A 20930-nucleotide genomic window follows, 5' to 3' on the forward strand; every position below is an offset into this window, starting at 1 on the left:
GTAGGCTGGTGCCATGTCCTCACCACGCACGCTCCCAGCATCCGCTCTGCTCGCGGCGGGCATCGACGCCGCCCTTGTGCTCGTCTTCGCGGCGATCGGCCGCGCGAGCCACGGCGAGGACCTGCTCGGCGTGCTGACGACCTGGTGGCCGTTCCTCGGCGGCCTCACGATCGGCTGGCTGATCATGCGCGCCTGGCACGCCCCGCAGCGGATCGTCTACACCGGGCTCGGTGTCTGGCTCTGGACGGTTGCGGGCGGTTTGCTGCTCCGGGTCGTGAGCGGCCAGGGCGTTCAGCCGAGCTTCATCGTCGTGACGGCGATCGTGCTCGGTCTGTTCCTGGTCGGCTGGCGCGGCATCGCGGTGCTCGTGCGCCGGATCCAGGCACGTCGTCGGGCCTCGACGCAGGTCCAGTAGCCTCAGCCGGCCGCGATCGCGTCGTAGCCGAGGAAGGCCGCGAACAGCGCGGCCGCGACGAGCGCCGCGGCGCCGAGCGCGCGCAGCCGTTCCGGCAGTGTCACGCCCCAGGCGACGGCGAACCCGGCTCCGGCAAGGGCCTCGCACCACCACTGCGGGCCGCCGATGAGCACGATGCCGTACAGGCCCTCGCCGAGGACGAGCCCTCCGATGATCGCCGCGGCAACGATCCGCTGCCCCGCGAGGGGGCTGCTGGCCAGCGCGCCGGCCCATCCGCACAACGCCCCTGCGGCGACGCCGACGGCGCCCCACAGCAGCAGGATGCGCGGCGGAGCCGGCTGCGGCGCCAGGAGCACCCACACGGAGACCATCGTCAGCAGGCCGACCGCCCCGACTCCGGCCGCGGCCCTGCCGTGCACCCGGAACCCGGCGGTGACGAGGAACGGCACGAGGCCCCAGAGCGCGCTCGTGTTCGCGAGGGTGTCCCAGGGCGCGGGAAGCACCGCGAACAGCAGCCGGGCGAGCGCCCCGGCGGTGACTCCCGCGGCGGCAGCCACGAGATACCAGACAGCCCGGCGCCTCGGCAACGGGTCTCGGGAGGTCACGGGCCCAGCCTAGGTCCCCGACCCGCCAAAAAAACGCCACAGCCAGCGCTCCGCGGATGCGGGCGCTGGCTGTGGCGCGGATCAATCGGTTAGACGAGCACCTTGAGCGAGGTGTTCCAGTTGAAGTCCTCGAAGGCCGGGTTGGCCTGCAGGGTCATCACGAGGAACTGGAAACCCTCGAGCTCGCGGGCACGACGCAGCGGGCCGACGACGATCGGACGCTGGCCGGCGGCGGTGACGAAGGCGGAGACGGTCGCGTTCGCCTCGTCGGAGTCGGAGGCGATGAACACGTCGAGCGGGAGGCCCGCGGCGGTGCCCGCGACGAGGGCACCGGCGAAGGTCGTGTTGAACGCCTTGACGATGGTCACTCCGGGCGCGGCGAGCGCTGCGAGTTCTTCGGCGGCGGAGGTGCCGGGGGCGACGACGAGGGAGTCGAAGGTGCTGAAGTCGACGGGGTTGGTGATGTCGATCACGGTCTTGCCGGACAGGGCGGCACCGAGGGTGGTGACGATTTCCTTGGCTGCGTCGAACGGGAGCGCGAGCACCACGATGTCACCGGTGAGCGGGCTGGTGAGAGTGCCCGAAGTGACCTGGGCGCCGAGCTCGGCGGCGAGGGACACAGCCTTGGCCGGGTCGCGATCAAGGATCTGGAGGCCGCTTCCGGCGACGACGGCACGGGTGCCGATGCCGCGAGCCATGTTGCCGCTGCCGATGATCGTGATGTTCGTCATAGTTGTTTTTCCTCCGGAAGAGTGTCAGATGGATGCTGCCTCCGGCGGGATTCCCGTCACAATTACTTGAAGCAACAACTAAAGACTACGACTCTTTAGTTGAACCGTCAAGTTAACCGGTAGAATTCTCGGCATGACGGAACCGCGCTGGCTGACAGATGACGAACGCGAGGCCTGGCTGCGCCTGATGGCCGTGACCATGCTCCTGCCGGGGCGACTCGAAACGCAGCTCAAACGGGATGCCGGGCTGAGCCACTTCGAGTACTACGTGCTCGCGATGATCTCGGAGAGCTTTGAGCGCTCCCTCGCCCTGAGCGAGCTCGCCGCACGCACGAACTCATCGTTGTCCCGCCTGTCGCACGTGATCGCCCGGCTCGAAGTCCAGGGCCTGCTCACCCGGTGCGCCTCGCCGAGCGACGGCCGTACCTCGATCGCACAGCTGACCGAGGCCGGCTGGGCCAAGGTCGTCGCGAGCGCGCCCGGCCACGTCGAGGAGGTGCGCTCGGTCGTCTTCGATTCCCTGACGCCCGGTCAGGTCAGCCAACTCTCCGAGATCTGCGGCAGCCTGCTCGGCACCCTCGACCCGGACCACCGCCTGCTCCGCCCGAGCTGAGCCGGCACGCGCCGAGCCCGCCGCCGTCCAGCCATGCCCGAGCCGGGCATGGCTGGACGGCGGGTTCAGGCTCTGCGGTCCCCGGTGCGTCCCGGTCTACCGTTCGTAGTCGTCGACGTCGTCGAACTCCTCGGCATCATCGATGTCGATGATGCTGTGCTCGTCGACACCGCGGTCGTCCTCGTCCTCGTCGTCCTGGTCGACGACGCGGTCGTCAGCGTCGATCGACCAGTCGAGATCATCGTCCGGGTCGTTTTCCGGGACCAGGTCCTCCTCGAGGGTGAGCTCGACGTCGTCGATGTCGCGGTCTTCGTCGAGACCATCGCTGCCGGAGTCCGTTCGCCGTGGCCAGAGCCCGTCCGGGTCAATTCTCATTGTGGCTGCCTCCTCGTCGGAAGAGGGACGTCCCCCGCTGGGTGCCCCCGCGCGAGCAACGGTACGCTCCCGCCCCGCCACCGACAAGGGCCGGGTCGTCCCTGTGCACAACCGGTGGAAATCGGTGCGGAACCGTCCGGAACCCTCGGGAACCCTCCGGCGGCTCAGCTCTGGCCGGAGCGAAGCCCGGCTGTGGCGACGAGCGAACCGTCCCGCAGGACCGCGAGGACCTCGATCGGGAAGGTCTCGATGCTGCGGCCCAGTGCCGCCTCGCCGCCCGCGATGATCGTGGTGGCGAGCACGTCGACGGTCACGATGTCGAGACCGATCACGCTGACTTGCCGGTACGGCGAGGGTCCGCCGCCCGCGCTGGTCCAGATGTGCTCGCCGCGCTCGGCACTTCCCGAGGTCGCGACGGCCCGCACCGGGGCGACGAGCGGCACGGAGGCCAGGAGTTCATGCCGGCTTGCCGGGTCGACGATTCCGGCGACCCAGTCCTGGCCCGGTGACTGGTCGCCGCTCACGAGCAGGTCGCCGCCCGCATTGACCGACCACTCCGAGAGTCCGAGACCCCGCAGGGCCTCCCCCGCCTCCGCGATCGCGAGGCTCTTCACGACCCCGGAAAGGTCGAGCACGCCGTCGGCGCGGTGCGGCGTGAATACGCCGTCCGTGCGGTCGCGCCAGTCGAGCGCGATCGCGTAGCAGTCCCGTAGCTCGGCGCTCGCCTGGGTGAGACGAATGTCCCCCCGCGCGATCCTGCTGATCTCCGAGTCGGGCCGGTACAGGCTGAAACGCTCGTCCCAGCGGGTGAAGACCGTGCGGACGGCGGCGAGGGCCACGTCCGGGGCGGCGGCCTCGGTGACGGCCTCGGTGACGGCGCGGGTCCCGCCGTCACCGAAGCCGCCGTCACGCGTGGCGCCGCCGCGTGCCGTGCTGCCGATGCGGAGGCTCACGACGGTGCCCATGGTCTCGAAGGTCTGCGCGTCCATGACGCCAACGCTAGCGGCGCCCCCTGCCGGGTGCACGATCTAGAACCCGGCCGTGTCGAGCGCAGCCTGCAGCGAGGTGAGGTAGCCCCTCGTCGTGTACGTGGCTCCGCTGACGTTGCTGACCTTCGCGGACTGGGCGGAGAGCACCTCGGAGCGGAGGATCGGGGCGGCCTGCGCGCTGATCGCGACGGAGCGGCCGCCGTCGTTGGTCAGCTGCAGGGCTGTGACCTCGGTGATCGTGCCGTTGGCGATCGTGACGGAGACCTGGACGGGGCCGAACCGGGTCTGCACGGACGATCCCGTGAAGGTCCCCGTCGGTCGGGCCGCCGGGGCAGGCGCCGCCGGGGCAGGCGCGGCCGGAGCGGGCGCCGCCGCTGTCGGCACCGTGGTCGTTGAACCGGCAGACGTCGTCGCCGGACCGGACACTGCCGGTGCTGAGGCGGCCGGCGTCGGCGTTGCCGGGCCGGCGCTCGGAGCCGGGATCGTCGCGGGCGCGGCCTGCGGCGCCGAGAGCGCCTGCATCGAGGCGTTCGCCTGGGCGCCGACCTGCCACCCGACTGCGAGCACGGACAGGGACGCCAGGGTGGCCAGGCTGACTGCGCGGGCCCTCACCAGTCGAACCTTTCGAAGTGGATCTGCCGGGTCGGCAAGCCTGCCGACCGGGCGTCCCGCACGACCTCGTCCGTCCACTTGCGTGGCCCGCAGATGTAGACATCGGCCTCGCGGAGCTTGGGCACGAGGGTTGCGAGGGTGATCCGGGCCTGGACCGCGTCGCCGGGGAGCCAGCTGCTGGTTCCCGGGGCGCGCTTGCCGGCGATGATGCGCAGTTCGGCGCCACGGGCGCGGCAGAGGGCGGCGAGTTCATCGACGAGGTAGGTGTCGTCGACGGTGCTCGACCGGAGGAGCACGGTCGCCTGCCCGGGTGCGAACGTGGCGGTCTCGAGAAGCGAGCGGATCGGGGCGACTCCGATGCCCGCGGCGATCAGGACGATCCGCGGCGAGGTGCGGGCGAAGTCGGTGAAGAGCCCGTACGGGCCTTCGAAGCTCACCCGGGTGCCGACGGGCACGCGCGGGAGCGTGGAAGACGCGTCGCCGAGCCCGCGGACGGTGATGCGGAGGGACGAGCCGGTGGGCGCGGCAGAGAGCGAGAACGGGTGCGCCTGCCACCACAACCCGGGGGTCCAGAACCGCCAGATGAAGAACTGGCCGGACTTCGCCCTGAGGCTGCGCAGCTGCCGGCCGGACAGGCGGATCGAGACGACCCCACGGGCCTCCTGGTCGACTCCGACCACGGTGAGGCGGGCCCTCAGCGATCGCACGATCGGCACGATGAAGCGGAAGAGGATGATGGACCCGGCAACGCCCGCATACAGGGCGAGCCAGTAGTAGCGCTGCAGCGATCCCTCGCGGAACAGGGTGCCGACGCTGAGCTGGTGCGGAATCGCGACGAGCACGGCGACGTAGGACAGCAGGTGCACGAGGTGCCACACCTCGTAGCGGAACTTGTGCCGCACGATGACGAGCGAGGTGACCACGACGGCGATGAGCAGGCCCAGCCCGAGGAAGGCCAGCGGCATGTCCGGGAGCGACGAGAACATGATCCAGACCTCGTCGAAGAACCCGGCGGGCTGCACGAGCGCATACCCGATGGTGAGCAGCACGGCGTGGGCGAGGATCAGGTAGAGCGCCGGCTTGCCGAGCGACTGGTGCAGCGCCATCGCGCTGTCGTGGCCGAACGCCCTGTCAATCGCGGGCAGCCGCGCGGCGAGCAGCATCATCACGAGGAGGAGGTCGGTGCCGACCAGCCCGGTGACGATTCCGAGTGCCGTGATGGCGTCGGCGGGTGTGCTGATCCTGGCCGCTCCCCCGTCGGCGAGGAAGACCGCGACGACGAGCGCCACCGAGACCACCGCGAGGATTTGCAGGCTGTCGGCCAGTCGCATCCGCCGCGGGTAATTCGGGTGGATGCGCGGCCTGGCTTGGTGCGGGCGTGCGCGCGTGTCGAGGCTCATAAGGTGAGCATCCCCGGCGAATCCAATGAATCTCTATCGAGGACCTGAGAGGAACCTGTGCGTCGCCAATGTGCGCTGCACGAGTTCACAGGTTCCCCTCTGCCCGGCGAAACGGATGCCCTCGGCTAGAACCCGGCAGCGTCGAGCGCCGCCTGCAACGAGGTGAGGTACCCCTGGGTCGTGTAGGTCGCGCCGCTCACATTCGCCACCGCGGCGGACTGTGCCTTCAACACTTCGGCCTTGAGCACGGGGGCGGCCCGGTTGCTGATCTGGACTGACTTGGAATCCTTGTCGGTCAGCTGGAGCGCCGTGACGTCGGTGATCGTGCCGGCCGCGATCGTGACGGAGACCTGCATGTTCCCGAACCGGGTGGCGACGACGGAACCGGTGAAGGTTCCGGTGACGCCGGCCGCCGGGGCGGCCGCGGCCGGGGTAGCCGTCGCGGTCGCGGTCGGAGTCGCGGTGGCGACCGCCGGCGCCGTGGCCGTGGCTGTGGGGGTCGAAACGGCCGGGGCGGATGCGGCGGCAGACACCGTCGCATCCGTCGCGGATCCGCCCAGGGTGTTCTGCAGGGAGGCGACGGCCGGTGTTCCGACCAGCCACCCGATTGCCAGTACGGACAGGGACGCTGTTGCGGCCGCAGCCGCTGCTCGTTTTCTCACCAGTCAAACCTTTCGAAGTGGATCTGTTGCGTGGGTAGACCGGCCGAGCGGGCATCCCGCACGACCTCGTCGGTCCACCGCCGTGGACCGCAAATGTAGACGTCCGATTCGCTGAGATTCGGGACGAGGGTTCTGAGGGAGATCCGCGCGTTGACGGCGTCACCGGGCAGCCAGCTGTGGGCTCCGGGCGCACGCTTGCCCGCGATGATCCGGAACTCGGCTCCCCGCACGCGGCAGAGCTCGGCGATCTCGTCGACGAGGTAGCTGTCCGCGACGGAGTGCGAGCGCAACAGCACGGTCGCCTGGCCCGGCGCGAATGTCGCCGTTTCCAGGAGCGCCCGGATCGGGGCGACGCCGATGCCTGCGGCGACGAGCACGATCCGCGGGCTCGTCCTGGCCCGGTCGGTGAACAACCCGTACGGGCCTTCGAAGCTCACCCGGGTCCCGACCGGCACCGAGGCGAGGTCGGTCGAACCGTCGCCGAGGGCGCGCACCGTGACCCGGAGGGAGTTGTGGGCCGGCGCGGCGGAGAGCGAGAACGGGTGCACCTGCCACCACTGCCCGGGCGTCCAGAACCGCCAGATGAAGAACTGGCCTGCGGTCGCCTGCAGGTGGTGAAGCCGGCGGCCGGTGAGGCGGATCGACACGACACCGGGCGCCTCACGATCAATGCCGGCCACGACGAGCCGGGAGCGCAGCGACCGCACGATCGGGAGCACCACCCGGTAGACCACGATAGATCCGGCCACGGCGACGTAGAGGGCGAGCCAGTAGTACCACTGCGGCGAGCCGGCGACGAGGACCGTACCGGCGGTCAGCATGTGCGGCAGTGCGGCGAGCACGGCGACGTACGAGAGCAGGTGCACGATGTGCCAGACCTCGTATGGCAGCTTGTGGCGCACGATGACGAGCGACGTGACGACCATGAGCACGAGCAGCCCGAGCGCGATGAAGGCCAGGAGCATGTCCGGCATCTGGGTGAGCATGTTCCACGTTTCGGCGAACACGTTGACCTCGCTGGAGAGGGCGTACCCGATGATGAGGAAGACCGCGTGGGCGAGGATCAGGTAGAGGGCCGGCTTGCCGAGGGACTGGTGCAGCGCCATGGCGCTGTCGTGGCCGAAGGCGCGGTCGATCGCGGGCAGCCGGGCGGCGAGCAGTGTCATCACGAGCAGCAGGTCGGTGCCGACGAGGCCGGTGACGATGCCGATCGAGGTGAGGGCGTCCGCGGGGGTGCCGAAGCGGGCGGCCCCACCTGAGCCGAGGAAGAGGGCGACGGCGAGCGCGACCGAGACGATGCAGAGCACCTGCAGGGTGTCGGCGAGGCGCATCCGTCTCGGGTAGTTCGGGTTGACGCGTGGGGCGGGCTGACGGCGGGTGTGCGTCGTCTCGGGGAGACGCTGCTGGAGGCGCAGGGGTCTGGTGTCGAGGCTCATGTTCCGAGCATCGGGCCGCTTCCGATGGGGAGCCTTTCGGAAGCCTATGTGCCGGCTATGAAATCCGCCTCACCTGCCGCCTATGCTGCTGCGCCGGTCCGCTTTCCGGAGCCGAACCGGAAGAGCAGCACGAGCAGGATCGCGACCGCCGCCCCGAGTGCGGTCTCGACGATGCGGTCGACGAGCAGGGCGGGCACCGGAACGGGACTACTGAGGTGCACGACGGAGAGGGCGAGCGGGGTGATGAAGAGCAGCGCGGCGCCGTAGTGCTTGCCGACCAGGATCTCGGCGCCGAACTGGCTGACCGCGATCACGACCACGAGCCACGCGACGGATGGCCCAGGCAACAGCACGAGGCCAGTCACGACCACGCCCAGTGCGGTCCCGACCACGCGGTGCACGGCCCGGGAGATCGAGTGGGCCGCCCGGGGCGGCGGCAGCACGGCGACGACGGCGACAACGGCCCAGTAGGGGTGCCCGATTCCGGCGGCGATCGCCAGACCGCCGGCGATGAGCACGCCCACGACGTTCTGCAGGATCGCCAGCCAGACCTGCGGATCGGTGACGGCCCGCGGCCAGAGGCGCGGCCGCCGCGGCAGACCTTTGAACAGCACGGCAGACCGGTCCCCCGAGAGCCGCCGGAGCGTCCAGCCGGACATCGTCAGCAACCAGGCGAAGACCGCACCGCACACCGCCACGAGCAGCCGCGGTCCGAATTCCGCCGCGGGCGTCGGCACCTGGGCGCAGACCGCGAACGCGAACACGAAGAACAGCGGGGTGCCGGGCACGAGCCCGGCGGTCGCGGCGATCAGGATGCCGGCGGCCACGACGAACAGCAGGCCGGCGGTCAGGAGGGGAAGGCTCGCACCGGCGATGGCCACGATGAGCGCGAGGGTGATGCTCACGAGCAGGAATCCCCCGCCGATGCTGATGGTGCGGGCACGGAGCCGGTAGGGCTCGTTGCGGCCGTAGAGCGCCGTCATCGCACCGAAGGACGCGTAGGCGGTCCAGTCGAGGCGCCCCCAGACCACGAGGAGCACCAGTGGGAGTGCCATCGCGAGGCTCGCTCGCACGGCCACTTCGATGTCGAGCGCGCGCAGCGAACGCACCCGTTCGAGGAGTCCCTCCGACACTAGATCTTCTCGATCGGCGCGATCTTGATCAGGAGCTTCTTTGCGCCCGCCGTATCGAACTGGACGTGTGCGACCCGCTTGGTGCCCTCGCCGGTGACCTGGTTGACGCGCCCGTCGCCGAAGCTCGAGTGCCGGATCCGGTCGCCGGCCGCGAGCTCGAGGTCGCCGTTGTCGCGGACCTGGGTGACGGCGTTCGCCCACTCGGTCTTCGGTTTCGGGGCGGGCGGCAGCTCGCTGAAACCGCTGCGGGTGGAGTTGAAGCCGCCGCCGAAGCCGTCCCTGCGATTGAGCGCACGCGACTGGGTGCCGTTCCGGGAGTTGGCCATGCCGGGCGACTGCTTCCAGTCGATCAGCGCGGCCGGGATCTCCTGGAGGTAACGGCTCGGCATGGCCACGTTGATCTCGCCGAACTGGGCGCGGGTCATCGCGAGCGAGAGGTAGAGGCGCTGCCGGGCCCGGGTGATGCCCACGTAGAACAGGCGGCGTTCCTCGGCGGGGCCGCCCGGCTCGTTCGCCGACATCTGGTGGGGCAGCAGCCCCTCCTCGACCCCGGTCAGGAACACGGCTTCGTACTCGAGGCCCTTCGCGGTGTGCAGGGTCATCAGGGAGACGGTGCCCGAGGCGTCGTCGAGGTCGTCCGCTGCCGCGACGAGCGAGACCTGGGTGAGGAAGTCGACGAGGCCGGCGTCGGGGTTCTCCCGGTTGAAGTCCTTCGTCTGGGCGACGAGTTCCTCGATGTTCTCCGCCCGCGCTTCGTCCTGGGGGTCGCGGCTGTTGCGCAGCACCGTGAGCAGCCCGCTGCCCTCGAGCACGAAGGTCAGCAGCTCGGAGACGTTCACCGGCCCGCCGGGATACGCCGGGTCGATCTTGAGGGCGGCCTCGTCGAGCACGCCGGCCAGCTGCAGGATCGCGCCGGTGACCTTCTGGCCGAGTCCGAGGGACGCGGAATCGCGCATCGCCTCGCGGAAGCTGATCTGGTTGGCCTCGGCGAAGCTGCCGAGCCCGGTCTCCGTTGCGGGGCCGATGCCGCGCTTGGGGGTGTTCAGGATGCGCCGCAGGGCGAGCTCGTCGTCGGGGTTGGCGACCGCGATCAGGTAGGCGAGCGCGTCCTTGATCTCGGCACGCTCGTAGAACTTGGTGCCGCCGACGACCCGGTACGGCACGGCGGCGCGGACGAAGATCTCCTCGAGCGCCCTGGTCTGGGCGTTGGTGCGGTAGAACACGGCCATGTCCCGGTACGCCATGCCGGCCCCGTGCAGCGTCTCGATCTCGTCCGCGACGAACTGGGCCTCGTCGTGACCGTTGTACGCGGTGTAGCCGACGATCTTCTCGCCGTCGCCGCCCGCGCTCCACAGCCTCTTGTCTTTGCGGTCGAAGTTGTGGCCGATCACGGCGTTCGCCGCCGAGAGGATGTTCTGGGTCGAGCGGTAGTTCTGCTCGAGCAGGATGACCTTCGTGCCGGGGAAGTCCCGTTCGAATTCGCTGATGTTGCGGGTGTCGGCGCCGCGGAAGGCGTAGATGGACTGGTCGGAGTCGCCGACGACGGTGAGGGAGGCACCGGGGATGCCGCCAGTCGGCTCGCGCAGGTTGCGCACGTGCACGCCGGTCGCCTCGAGTTCGTCGGCGAGCTCTGCGGTGACGGGTAGCGTGAGTTCGCGTACGAGCGAGTACTGGGCGTGGTTGGTGTCCTGGTATTCGTCGACGAGGATATGCCGGAAGCGCCGCCGGTAGGTTGCGGCGACGCGGGGGAAGGCGCGGAACAGGTAGACCGTCTCGCCGATCAGGTCGTCGAAGTCGAGGGCGTTCGCCGCACGCAGGCGCTGCGTGTACTGGCGGAAGATCTCGATGAACATGACCTCCTGCGGGTCACTGAGGTTGGCGTTGCGGGCGTAGGAATCGACGTCGGCGAGCTCGTTCTTGAGCTTGGAGATCTTCGCGGCGGCGTTGCCGGGCGTGAATCCGTACGTGTCGGCGTCGAGCGACTTGATGATGCGCTTGAGGGTGACCTTGGTGTCCGCGGAGTCGTAGATGCTGAAGCTCGAGGAGAGGCCGGCGCTCTCTGCCTCGCGACGCAGGATGCGGACGCAGGAGGAGTGGAAGGTCGAGATCCACATGCCCTCTGAACCCTCGCCGAGGAGGACCTTGACCCGCTCGCGCATCTCGGCGGCGGCCTTGTTCGTGAAGGTGATCGCGAGGATCTGGCTCGGGTAGGCCTCCCGGGTCTCGAGCAGGCTCGCGATGCGGCGGGTCAGCACGCTCGTCTTGCCACTGCCCGCACCCGCGATGATGAGGAGGGACGGCCCGCGGTACTCGACGGCTTCGAGCTGCTGCGGGTTGAGCCCGTCGAGCAGGGGACTCTGCCGCTGGCCGGGCTCGCCATCGGGGCGGCCGGGGCCGTAGCCGTCGCCATAGCCGTCCAGGATTATCGGCGTTGCCGAAGAAGTGCGTGCGGGGGTGTTGTCCGGGTCGAAGGGCGTCATCATCTCGCCTCCAAGTCTAAGCGGTGCCCCTGACACCGGCAGGGGCACCCGGCCGCATGCCGGCGTTGCCGGCAGCACGTCGACCGGAGGCACGTCGACCGGCGGCCGCCCGGGTCAGCGGTCTTCGCGGGCCTCTGCGGCGAGTTCGTCACGGACCGCCACGGCGAGGTCGGGGTGGTCGGCGAAGACCCCGTCGATCCCGGTGCCCATGATGGTGCGGAACTCGGTCTGCCAGTCGCCGAAGTCGGCGCGGAACCGCCCGCGCTGGAAGGTCTTCGCAAGGAACACGTTCTCCGGGCGCAGCGTCCAGCAGTAGATCTCGAGGTTGGCGGCGTGGGCGGCGTCGACGAGATCGGAAGCTCCCGTGACGTGTCCGTCCGCCCCGATCTCGAGGACGAGCGACTTCGGCACGCTGACGCCGTCGACGAGACCGCTCAGCCCGTAGAGGCCCTGGTCGGTCAGGTAGTCCGCGTAGTCGGGGGCCGAGCGGCCGAGCAGGCGCACCTGGTCGGCCGGTTTCCCCGTCGCCTCGAGCAGGAAGATCCGCTTCCCATAGATGCCGCGTGCGTAGACCTGGTCGAGCAGGGTGCGTTCGAAACTCTCGATCGTGAGCCGCCCGTCGCCGGCGTTCCAGCCGGCGGTGTTCACCTCGGCGGCGAAGAGTTCGTCGACAGGGAGGCCGATCGACTCGAAATAGCTCGCGTGCTTGATCTCGGCGACGACGCCGACCGGGCGCCTCGCCCGGCTGGACACCCGGTCCATGAGCTTGAACACGTCGCGCAACCGCAGCAGCGGGAATCGGCCGTCGAAGGACGCACTGGCCTTGCGGAGTGCCGGCAGCCGTTCGCGAGCTCGCAGGGTGCGCAGCTCGGCCCAGGTGAAGTCCTCGGTGAACCAGCCCGTCATGCGGATGCCGTCAATGACCTTCCGGGTGCGGCGAGCGGCGAATTCGGGATGGGCCGCAACATCCGTCGTCGCGGAGATCTCGTTCTCGTGACGCACGATGAGCACGCCGTCGCGGGTGACGACGACGTCGGGTTCGACCGCGTCCGCACCGAGGGCAACCGCGAGCTCATAGGCGCCGCGGGTGTGCTCCGGCCGGTAACCGCTCGCCCCGCGGTGACCGATCACGATCGGTTGCATTCCCTGACCATACGCGCTGCTGGCAGACTCGAAGCCATGACACTCTGGAGGGAACCCGACACCCGGCGCCACTCGCCGGCGGTGTATCGCGCCCGCCTCACGCTCGGAGTCTCTGCCATCGCCCTCGGCGTTGCCGCGACGAACCTCACGAGCACCTACAGTCTCTTCTTCCTCGCCATCGGGCCCGCCGTGCAGCTGCTCGGCTGGCTCGCGCTGCCCGGGGCCCTCTGGCGGCGACTGCTGGTGATCCTCCCCGCGGAAATCGCCGCGCTCACGCTCCTGGCCGGCCCCGATTTCACCGGCGCGTTCGCCGTACTCCTCGCGTGCTGGCTGTTCGTGCGGCACCGGCCGGGGATCAGCTACCTCGTGCTGCTCGCCCCCGTCGTCGTGAGCTTCGCCCTCAAGCTGTCGCTGCACAACTCGTCGCAGAACTGGGTCGGAGACGTGGCCGGTTCGGTGACCGTGATCGCCGCGGCGTGGGTCGCCCGCGCTCTCGCACGGCGACGCTGGGCGCGGCTCAATCCGCCGCCGGCCGGCGAAACGGCCGGAACAGGCGACACCGGGGACAACCCCTCAGGATCTACAAGGCAGACGCCCAGCAGGGCTGAATAGACTCTCAGAAACGCCCACCGGCGTAGTGCCGGATCCCCGGCGTTGACAATACCCGAGCTGATTGAGATCTTAGGAACATGGCATCCTCAAACCCCGCATTCTCGCGCAATCCCGCCTTTGCCGCACAAGGATCCGCGGCAGCGAACGGCCTGACCGAAGCTGACCTGCAGCGCATCTACGAAGCGCCGTCCGCAGGCTCGCAGGACACCGGCCGGATGACCTACGAAGACACCATCGTGAAGACCACGCTGAGCTTCGCCCTTCTGCTCGTCGCAGCAGCGGCCAGCTGGCTGCTCACTCCCACGATGCCGTTCCTGCCGTTCCTCGGCATGATCGCCGGCCTCGTGCTCGGCCTGGTCAACGCCTTCAAGAAGGAGCCGTCACCGGGCCTGATCCTCGCGTACGCCGCAGCGGAAGGCCTCTTCGTCGGCGGTGTCTCGTACATCTTCGAGGCCATCTACCCTGGCGTCGTCGTCCAGGCCGTGCTCGCGACCCTCGTGGTCGTCGGTGTGACCCTCGCCTTGTTCGCAAGCGGCAAGATCCGCGCCTCGAAGCGCGCGACCAAGGTCTTCCTGATCGCGATGGTCGGCTACTTCGTGTTCTCGATGCTCAACTTCGGCCTCGTCGCCTTCGGCGCCGTCGACAGCCCGTTCGGCCTCAGCAGCAACGTGAAGATCTTCGGCATCCCGCTCGGCGTCGCGATCGGAATCCTCGCGGTGCTCATGGCCGCGTACTCCCTCGTGCTCGACTTCGACTTCATCCAGCGTGGCGTCAACAACCGGGTCGCCCGCAAGTACGGCTGGTCCGGCGCGTTCGGCATCATGGTGACTGTCGTCTGGCTCTACGTCGAGCTGCTCCGCCTCTTCGCGATCTCGCGAAACTAGCTCGCTCGCACCCTGGCGAGAGCAGGACCTCGCCGCACACACTGTGAAGTCGGAGATTTTCGCCAGGAAGATCTCCGACTTCACGTCGTTAAGGCAGGGGTCGCAGAGCCGGAGGCCGGCTCAGATCCAGCCCTTGTCTGTCGCAATGCGGATCGCCTCTGACCGGTTGCTCGCCCCGAGCTTGGCGGATGCCGCCGAGAGGTAGTTCCGGACGGCCCCAGGGCTCAGGTGCAGGGCGCGTGCGACCTCTGGGGCACTCCGTCCCCCCGCCGCGAGGAAAAGGACCTCGGTCTCCCGCGCGGTGAGCGGTGATTCTCCGTGCATCATCGCGTTGATCGCGAGCTGCGGGTCGACCACGCGTTCGCCGGCCCGGATCTTCCGGATGACCGCGATCAGGCGCTCTGAGGCGAGGTCCGTATGCTGGAAGCCGTCCACGCCGCCCTGGATGGCGCGGCGGACGTCACCGGGGCGCGGATGGCTCGCGAGCAGCAGCACCTTCACCCGCGGGTCGGCGGCCTGGATCAGCGGCAACAGCCCCAGGCCGTCGATCGTCGGCAGGTGGATGTCGAGGACGACGACATCGGGAGCGGTCCGGCGCACCGTCGAGAGGACCTCGGCGCCGTCGCCGATCGCGGCAACGACCTCGATGTCGGCTTCGAGCGAGAAGACGGCCTGGAGCGCCGTGCGCAGGAGGACGTGATCCTCGACGAGCAACACCCGGATCTGCGAGCCCTGCCCCTTCACCGGTGCGGGAAGTGCGGGCTGGGTGGTGTCGAAGCTCATCCCTGCCCCCTCCCGACGTCGGACGACTGCCCGCGATCACGGCAGTTGTGAAGTGGAAGGTCGCGTATGGACTCTAGCAAACACCGACAGCGAAAAACCCCCCGAACGGGGTGGAGATCTGCCCAGAAGTCCCGACCAACGCCCGGGCGGTCAGTGCGGGGAGGACGAAGCCTCGACGCGCCACTGCCCGTCCGGCCCGCCGGGCCGCGCGGTCGCCCGGCTCATCGAGAAGGTGCGGGTGCGGAACCGCCAGGCCAACCGGACCATCGCGACGCCCGCCTGCCGGTAGTGATCCGCGAGCGCACGGGTGAACACGGCGCGTCCCGGCACGTCGACCCAGCCGTCCGCGCCGGTGTACACGGCTTCGACGCGCGGCCGGGCCGCGGCGTTCCGGAACAGGACGATGGCCTCCGCGGCGATCTCATCGCCGTCGGAGTGGATGCGGTGCCGCGGTGCGGATTCCTCGGCAGGGACGCTCCGGGGCGCAGCGCCCGGCGAGCGCGGCTCATCATCGAACCCGCGTGTTTCCGGAACCGTGGAATCCATGGGCGTCACCTTCGTCCGGGGACGACGCCCCGACCGGAATGCCCGGCCGGCTGCCGCCGCGAGGAGGCCTCCGTGGGAGACGACGGAGAGCCGAAGCGGCTCCCGTCGACGCTTCCCACTCATCCTCACGCGGATGCCACGACGCCGGAAGTCCCTCCTGTCACCGCTGCCCCATGACAGCTGTCACGTTCCGGTGATCGCCACCCGGAGCGCACCGGAAACGCACCGCCTTCGCCCGGTTACGAAAGAAGCACCCTCGTCTCGACGACGAGGGTGCTTCTTTCGTGCTGCAGCGGGAGTCGCTCAGCGGGGAGCGCTCACTCCCACTCGATGGTTCCCGGCGGCTTCGACGTGACGTCGAGAACGACGCGGTTGACGCCATCCACTTCGTTCGTGATGCGGTTGGAGATGCGGGCGAGCAGGTCGTACGGCAGGCGGGTCCAGTCGGCCGTCATCGCGTCCTCAGAGGAGACCGGGCGCAGCACGATCGGGTGACCGTACGTACGGCCGTCGCCCTGGACGCCGACGGAACGGACATCCGCGAGCAGCACGACCGGGCACTGCCAGATGACCCCGTCGAGGCCGGCGGCGGTCAGCTCGGCGCGCACGATCGCATCCGCGTGCCGCAGCAGTTCGAGCCGTTCGAAAGTGATCGAACCGACGATGCGGATGCCCAGGCCTGGACCGGGGAACGGCTGGCGCTGCACGATCTCGGGCGGCAGACCCAGTTCGGCGCCGATCGCACGCACCTCGTCCTTGAACAGGGTGCGGAGCGGTTCGACGAGCTCGAACTTCAGGTCTTCCGGCAGGCCGCCGACGTTGTGGTGGCTCTTGATGTTCGCGGTGCCGCTGCCGCCGCCGGACTCGACGACGTCGGGGTACAGGGTGCCCTGGACGAGGAAGCGGATCGGGTCGCCGTCCTTCTCCGCGGCCTCCCTGATGAGTTCGGCCTGGGCCTGCTCGAAGGTGCGGATGAATTCGCGGCCGATGATCTTGCGCTTGGTCTCCGGGTCGCTGACACCCTCGAGCGCGGCGAGGAACTGCTCGCGTACGTCCACGGTGACGAGGCGCACGCCGGTGGCCTTGACGTAGTCTTCCTCGACCTGGCGGCGTTCGTCCTGGCGGAGCAGGCCGTGGTCGACGAAGACGCAGACGAGCTGGTCGCCGATGGCCTTGTGCACGAGCGCCGCGGCCACGGCGGAGTCGACGCCGCCGGAGAGCCCGCAGATGACCTTGCCGGTGCCGACCTGGGCGCGGATCTTCGCGACCTGTTCGGCGATGACGTTGCCGCTGTTCCAGTCGGCGGGAATCCCGGCGGCGCGGTGCAGGAAGTTCTCGAGCACGTCCTGGCCGAATTCGGTGTGCTTGACCTCGGGGTGCCACTGCACGCCGTAGAGGCGGCGCTCGTCGTTCGCGAACGCGGCGACCGGGGTCGAGCCGGTCGAGGCGAGCACCGCGAAGCCGGCAGGGGCGCGGGAGACGGAGTCACCGTGGCTCATCCACACGGTCTGCTCGTTCGGCTGCCCGGCGAGGAGGACGTTGTCGCCGCTCGCGACCGTCACGGGGGTCGACCCGTATTCGCTGAGCCCGGTGTGGGCGACCTCGCCGCCGAGGGCGGTCGCCATCACCTGGAAGCCGTAGCAGATGCCGAGCACGGGAATACCGAGGTCGAAGATCGCGGGGTCGAAGGTCGGGGCGCCCTCGGCGTAGACACTCGAGGGTCCTCCGCTCAGCACGATCCCGACCGGGTTCTTCGCGGCGACCTCCGCAGCGGTGATCGAGTGTGCGACGATCTCCGAGTAGACGGATGCCTCGCGCACGCGGCGCGCGATCAGCTGGGCGTACTGGGCGCCGAAGTCCACCACGAGCACGGGTCGGTCGATGCCGGACGCCTCCGTCGAAGTCACGACCACGGTCGGGTCGGCAACTGCAGTCATGAACGGGCCTCCGCACCCTCGGCGTCGGAAAGTGCCCTGGCGGAAAGCCAGGCGCGGACCTCGCGGGCGACGCGGCCCTCGAGGAAGAAGGACAGGGTGGGGATCACGCCGCCGAGGGCGATCAGCAGGAACCGGCTGAACGGCCAGCGCATCAGGCTCCAGAGCCGGAAGTCCGCGAACAGGTACAACACGTAGAACCAGCCGTGCATGATCAGGATCGCGGTGCTCAGATTGAACGCGGTGACGGTGTCGCGCGGGACGAGCAGCCCGTACGGGCCGCCGAGCTCGAGCTCGTACTGGAAGCCGAACTTGAGGATGACCTCGGCGCAGAGCAGCAGCAGGAAGACGCCGGTGATGATCGAGGACGTCTGGTAGAGCTTCAACGCCCCCGGGATGCTGGGGATATCAGCGCGTTTGGGTTCGAGTGGCATGCGCCAATTCTAACCGGCGGATATCGCCGCTTCCTCGCGGAGCTCCTCCTCGCGCTCCCAGGCGTCCCGGACGAGGCGGTACCAGAGGAACACGGCGAAGCCGGCGAAGACGACCCACTCGATGGCGTAGAAGATGTTCAGCCAGTTGAGGGAGACATCCGTGAGCGGTGCCGGCGAATCGATTCCCGTGAGACCGGATGCCGCGGTCCCGTCGACGATGTAGCCCGGGTAGACCGCTGTGCCGTCGAAGCCGGCCCAGAGGTTGATCAGGGCCGCGGTGGACACCGTCGTCATGCCGTGCGGGTCACGGCCGTCTGCGGGAACGACGGGGGCTTCGGTCGGGAGGAACCGGCCGGCCAGGGTGACGACCTGGTTGGCCGGGGCCGACGCGAGGCCTTCCATCGTCGACCGGGCTGTCGCCTCGTCCGGAGCCCAGCCGCGGGCGACCGCGATGCTCGCGCCCGCGCCGTTCCCCGTGCCTGCCGCACCGACGATGAAGTGGCTCACGACCCAGTAGCCGGAGGTCCCGTCGTTGGACCGGTCGCTGATGAGCTGCTCGTCGCCGGGCACGTAGCTGCCGTCGACGGTGACGAGCTGGCCGGTCGCCGCGTCACGGGGGGCGCCTCCGGGAGTCACGACGTCGGCGAGGGGTTTCACGGTCTCGGTGCTCTTCTCGACGACCACACCGGATGCGACGGCGCGTTCGAGCTGCCAGCGCCCGAGCGCCGCGAAGCCGGCCGCGACGGCGAGGGCGAGCAGGAGCGCGAGAATCCAGCGGGGGCGGAGCATCATGCGGATCATTGGTAGTCACCTGTCCCGGCGTCGGGTGCCGGCTTGTCCCTCTGGGCGCGAGTGCGCGAAAGTCGTTTGGCGTAGTCGGCCATCGGGTCGGCGTCTGCGTCGGCCTCTGCGGCCTGGCCGGAATCGACGCCGGAATCCCGGTCCGATTCCGGGGCGGCGGCGGGGTGCGAGTCGGCAGGAACGTGCACGTCGGCAGGTGCGTGCGCCTGCGTCTCGTCATCGGCATCTGGGTCTGGGTCTGGGTTCACGCGTGCGCTCGGGCGCGGGGCCGTGTTCGGTCGGACTGAGGCCGGCAGCGGTGTCGGCCCGTCGAGTTCGTCGATGCCGTCATCCACCACGTGCTTGACGTATTCGCCGCGTTCGGCCTGTTCCGCCCGTTCGTCGTGGTCGGCGCGGCGGTCGTGGTCCGTGCGCTTCCGCGGCTCCGGCCGGGATGAAGGCAGCGGCTGGTCGCCGAGGTGGGCGGCGGCGCGCTGCGCGTCCTGGTCGCTCAGCGCGCCCGCTGTCGCCGCGTCGACGAGCCGGAACTCCTCGGCGTGCATCGGGTCGCGGTCGGGCCGGACGCCCGCGCGCTTCCGGCGGCGTCCGGGCAGCAGGGCGCCGAGCCTCTCGGAATTAGCGGCGAAGAGCGGACCGAGGATGGCCATGGTGAGCACGTAGAGGCCCGCGAACGGCTGGAGTAGCCCGTTCAGGCCCGCTCCGACAGAGAGGGTCGCGAGGATGAGCGTGAACTCTCCGCGGTTCACCAGGATCGCGGCGGCATTGAGCCCCTCGGAGATCCCCATCGAGTGCAACCGGGCCAGCAGCATCCCCGAGATCAGGTTGAGCACGAAGGTCATCACAACCGCCGCGAGCACCACGAGGATGACCGAACCGAACTCATTGATGTGCAGCGCGAGGCCGAAGTTGAGGAAGAAGAACGCGGCGAAGATGTCCCGCAACGGGACGGCGACACGTTCGAGCCGGGTGCGGTAGGTGCTCGCGCCGAGGACGACACCGATCAGGAACGCGCCGATCGCATCCGTCACCCCGATGATCTCGCCGATGCCGGCGAAGAGCACGGCAAGCCCGAAGAACAGGATCGTGAAGAGTTCGTCGTCCTTGGTGCGGACCAGCCGGGACACGACACGGCCGCCCCAGCGGGCGAGAGAGAACATCACGACGAGGAAGAGGAACGCGATGCTCAGCTGCAGCACGATCGGCCAGATCTCGGTCTTGCCGCTCAGCACGACCGAGACGATCGACAGGTACACCGCGATGAAGATGTCCCCGACCACGGTCACGCCGAGGATCATCGGTGTTTCCTTGTTCGCCAGGCGGCGCAGCTCGATCAGGAGTTTGGTGATGATCGCGCTCGAGGACGTGCCGGTCATGCCGGCGATGACGAGGGCCTCGCGGGTGCCCCAGCCGACCATCATGCCGAAGGCGAACCCGATGCCCATGTTGATCACGACGTAGGAGCCGCCGGAGAGCAGCAGCTTCCCGGCGTCGTTGAAGAACTCCTCCTGGTCGAACTCGAGGCCGAGGCTGAACAGGAGCAGGATGAGCCCGAAGACGGCGATGAGCTCGATGTCTGCGGAGTGGAAGTCGAGCGGGAACCAGTGGGTGTACGGGCTCGCGAGCAGGCCGACGATCATGTAGATCGGGATGGACGGCAGGCCGATCAGTTTTGCGGCGCGCCCGAGCACATAAGCCACGACCAGCAGGATGCCGAGTGTGATCAGGTCCGTGCCAAGGTTCATTGGTTAGCCCCCGGGGGGCGCGTCGACGGTCTTGGCCTTGAGTTCACCGGTGCGGAAGAACGTGAAGGCCTTGGCGACCTTCTCCGGGGATCCTGCGACGACGAGGGTGTCGCCGGGGAAGACCCGGAAGTCCTGGGCCGGTGCCGGGTTGGCGGACTCGCCGCGCACGACGGCGACGACCGTGAGGCCGGCGATGCCGCGGTCGGCGGGGTTGCCGAGGGTCTGGCCGGCGATGTGATCCTCGTAGTCGACCGTGAACCAGTCGATGCTGAGACCGGGGATCTGGTCGAGCGCGGTGAGCGACTCGGTGATCTGGGTGCCGCCGAGGAGTTCGGCGAGGGTGTGCGCCTCGTCTTCGTTGAGGCGGAGGGAGACCTTGCTCGCGTCTGGGCCGCCCTCGTCGTCCGCGAAGGTGATGAGGTCGCTGTGCCCGGAGCGGTGGGCGATGACGCCGACCTTGCCGCCGTCATCGGTGATGAAGGTGTGCAGCACACCCACTCCGGGAAGCTTGACCCGCCGAACGTCAACCATGGTTACGACTCCTGAAGATTATGGGCAAGTGGGCCCTAGTCTATCGAAGCCGCCCGTCACCCGGCCGGG

At 69.2% G+C, this 20930-nt stretch carries 22 protein-coding genes; 4 read left to right on the forward strand and 18 right to left on the reverse strand.

Annotation, left to right across the window (positions count from 1 at the left end; genetic code table 11):
• Window positions 1-13 precede the first annotated feature (13 nt).
• The gene (locus E3O50_RS10310; RefSeq protein ID WP_134559024.1) at window positions 14-415 is read left to right on the forward strand and encodes a DUF3054 domain-containing protein; all 402 of its coding nucleotides are present in this window, start codon (window positions 14-16) and stop codon (window positions 413-415) included.
• Window positions 416-417: 2 nt separating this feature from the next.
• Here the strand turns inward: E3O50_RS10310 and E3O50_RS10315 are convergent, their stop codons facing one another.
• Window positions 418-1020 (reverse strand): DUF6518 family protein, encoded by a 603-nt coding sequence (locus tag E3O50_RS10315; RefSeq protein ID WP_134559025.1) that lies wholly within the window; start codon window positions 1018-1020, stop codon window positions 418-420.
• A gap of 89 nt (window positions 1021-1109) precedes the next feature.
• On the reverse strand, window positions 1110-1751 hold the full coding sequence (locus E3O50_RS10320) for an NAD(P)-binding domain-containing protein (RefSeq protein WP_134559027.1): 642 nt from the start codon (window positions 1749-1751) through the stop codon (window positions 1110-1112).
• Between the two features lie 133 nt (window positions 1752-1884).
• Here E3O50_RS10320 and E3O50_RS10325 point away from each other — a divergent pair, with 133 nt between their 5' ends.
• Window positions 1885-2364: a MarR family transcriptional regulator gene (locus tag E3O50_RS10325; RefSeq protein ID WP_134449956.1), complete on the forward strand. Its 480-nt coding sequence runs from the start codon at window positions 1885-1887 to the stop codon at window positions 2362-2364.
• A gap of 96 nt (window positions 2365-2460) precedes the next feature.
• Here the strand turns inward: E3O50_RS10325 and E3O50_RS10330 are convergent, their stop codons facing one another.
• The 9 genes from E3O50_RS10330 to E3O50_RS10375 all read right to left on the reverse strand — a co-directional run bounded on the left by E3O50_RS10330 (window position 2461) and on the right by E3O50_RS10375 (window position 12594).
• Window positions 2461-2739 (reverse strand): hypothetical protein, encoded by a 279-nt coding sequence (locus E3O50_RS10330; RefSeq protein ID WP_134559029.1) that lies wholly within the window; start codon window positions 2737-2739, stop codon window positions 2461-2463.
• Window positions 2740-2903: 164 nt separating this feature from the next.
• On the reverse strand, window positions 2904-3728 hold the full coding sequence (locus E3O50_RS10335) for an FAD:protein FMN transferase (RefSeq protein ID WP_241975335.1): 825 nt from the start codon (window positions 3726-3728) through the stop codon (window positions 2904-2906).
• A 39-nt stretch (window positions 3729-3767) separates the two neighbouring features.
• Complete coding sequence (locus E3O50_RS10340) at window positions 3768-4340, reverse strand: FMN-binding protein (protein ID WP_241975336.1); 573 nt, start codon at window positions 4338-4340, stop codon at window positions 3768-3770.
• Complete coding sequence (locus E3O50_RS10345) at window positions 4337-5740, reverse strand: ferredoxin reductase family protein (RefSeq protein ID WP_241975337.1); 1404 nt, start codon at window positions 5738-5740, stop codon at window positions 4337-4339. The genes E3O50_RS10340 and E3O50_RS10345 overlap by 4 nt, the downstream gene beginning before the upstream one ends.
• Window positions 5741-5865: 125 nt before the next feature.
• The gene (locus tag E3O50_RS19465; RefSeq protein WP_198413633.1) at window positions 5866-6402 is read right to left on the reverse strand and encodes an FMN-binding protein; all 537 of its coding nucleotides are present in this window, start codon (window positions 6400-6402) and stop codon (window positions 5866-5868) included.
• On the reverse strand, window positions 6399-7838 hold the full coding sequence (locus E3O50_RS10360; RefSeq protein ID WP_241975338.1) for a ferredoxin reductase family protein: 1440 nt from the start codon (window positions 7836-7838) through the stop codon (window positions 6399-6401). Before E3O50_RS10360 ends, E3O50_RS19465 begins: the two co-directional genes overlap by 4 nt.
• A gap of 80 nt (window positions 7839-7918) precedes the next feature.
• Complete coding sequence (locus E3O50_RS10365) at window positions 7919-8971, reverse strand: FUSC family protein (RefSeq protein WP_241975339.1); 1053 nt, start codon at window positions 8969-8971, stop codon at window positions 7919-7921.
• On the reverse strand, window positions 8971-11451 hold the full coding sequence (locus tag E3O50_RS10370) for a UvrD-helicase domain-containing protein (protein ID WP_134559062.1): 2481 nt from the start codon (window positions 11449-11451) through the stop codon (window positions 8971-8973). The genes E3O50_RS10365 and E3O50_RS10370 overlap by 1 nt, the downstream gene beginning before the upstream one ends.
• Before the next feature lie 114 nt (window positions 11452-11565).
• The gene (locus E3O50_RS10375) at window positions 11566-12594 is read right to left on the reverse strand and encodes a glycerophosphodiester phosphodiesterase family protein (RefSeq protein ID WP_134449952.1); all 1029 of its coding nucleotides are present in this window, start codon (window positions 12592-12594) and stop codon (window positions 11566-11568) included.
• Window positions 12595-12630: 36 nt separating this feature from the next.
• Between E3O50_RS10375 and E3O50_RS10380 the strand changes: the two genes are divergently transcribed.
• Both E3O50_RS10380 and E3O50_RS10385 read left to right on the forward strand, forming a co-directional pair.
• Window positions 12631-13206, forward strand: a complete 576-nt coding sequence (locus E3O50_RS10380; protein WP_134449951.1) for a hypothetical protein — start codon at window positions 12631-12633, stop codon at window positions 13204-13206.
• Window positions 13207-13283: 77 nt separating this feature from the next.
• Window positions 13284-14090 (forward strand): Bax inhibitor-1/YccA family protein, encoded by an 807-nt coding sequence (locus tag E3O50_RS10385; protein WP_134559033.1) that lies wholly within the window; start codon window positions 13284-13286, stop codon window positions 14088-14090.
• A gap of 120 nt (window positions 14091-14210) precedes the next feature.
• Here E3O50_RS10385 and E3O50_RS10390 read toward each other — a convergent pair whose 3' ends face one another.
• The 7 genes from E3O50_RS10390 to E3O50_RS10420 form a co-directional block, all read right to left on the reverse strand.
• The gene (locus E3O50_RS10390; RefSeq protein ID WP_134559035.1) at window positions 14211-14873 is read right to left on the reverse strand and encodes a response regulator transcription factor; all 663 of its coding nucleotides are present in this window, start codon (window positions 14871-14873) and stop codon (window positions 14211-14213) included.
• Window positions 14874-15023: 150 nt separating this feature from the next.
• Window positions 15024-15419, reverse strand: coding sequence for a hypothetical protein (locus E3O50_RS10395; protein WP_134559037.1), 396 nt, complete (start codon window positions 15417-15419; stop codon window positions 15024-15026).
• A gap of 317 nt (window positions 15420-15736) precedes the next feature.
• Complete coding sequence (guaA, locus tag E3O50_RS10400; protein WP_134559039.1) at window positions 15737-17356, reverse strand: glutamine-hydrolyzing GMP synthase; 1620 nt, start codon at window positions 17354-17356, stop codon at window positions 15737-15739.
• Window positions 17353-17787 carry a DUF3817 domain-containing protein gene (locus E3O50_RS10405; RefSeq protein WP_134449946.1) on the reverse strand — a complete coding sequence of 145 codons (435 nt, stop codon included), beginning with the start codon at window positions 17785-17787 and terminating at the stop codon, window positions 17353-17355. The genes guaA and E3O50_RS10405 overlap by 4 nt, the downstream gene beginning before the upstream one ends.
• Before the next feature lie 9 nt (window positions 17788-17796).
• Entirely contained in the window at window positions 17797-18579 is a 783-nt protein-coding gene (locus E3O50_RS10410) for an SURF1 family cytochrome oxidase biogenesis protein (RefSeq protein ID WP_166787421.1), read from the reverse strand.
• Window positions 18580-18584: 5 nt separating this feature from the next.
• Window positions 18585-20330 carry a cation:proton antiporter gene (locus E3O50_RS10415; RefSeq protein WP_194087900.1) on the reverse strand — a complete coding sequence of 582 codons (1746 nt, stop codon included), beginning with the start codon at window positions 20328-20330 and terminating at the stop codon, window positions 18585-18587.
• A 3-nt stretch (window positions 20331-20333) separates the two neighbouring features.
• Window positions 20334-20861, reverse strand: a complete 528-nt coding sequence (locus E3O50_RS10420) for a TrkA C-terminal domain-containing protein (RefSeq protein ID WP_134449944.1) — start codon at window positions 20859-20861, stop codon at window positions 20334-20336.
• Window positions 20862-20930 lie beyond the last annotated feature (69 nt).

The organism is Cryobacterium sp. MDB1-18-1, assembly GCF_004402735.1.
Classification (GTDB): domain Bacteria; phylum Actinomycetota; class Actinomycetes; order Actinomycetales; family Microbacteriaceae; genus Cryobacterium; species Cryobacterium glucosi.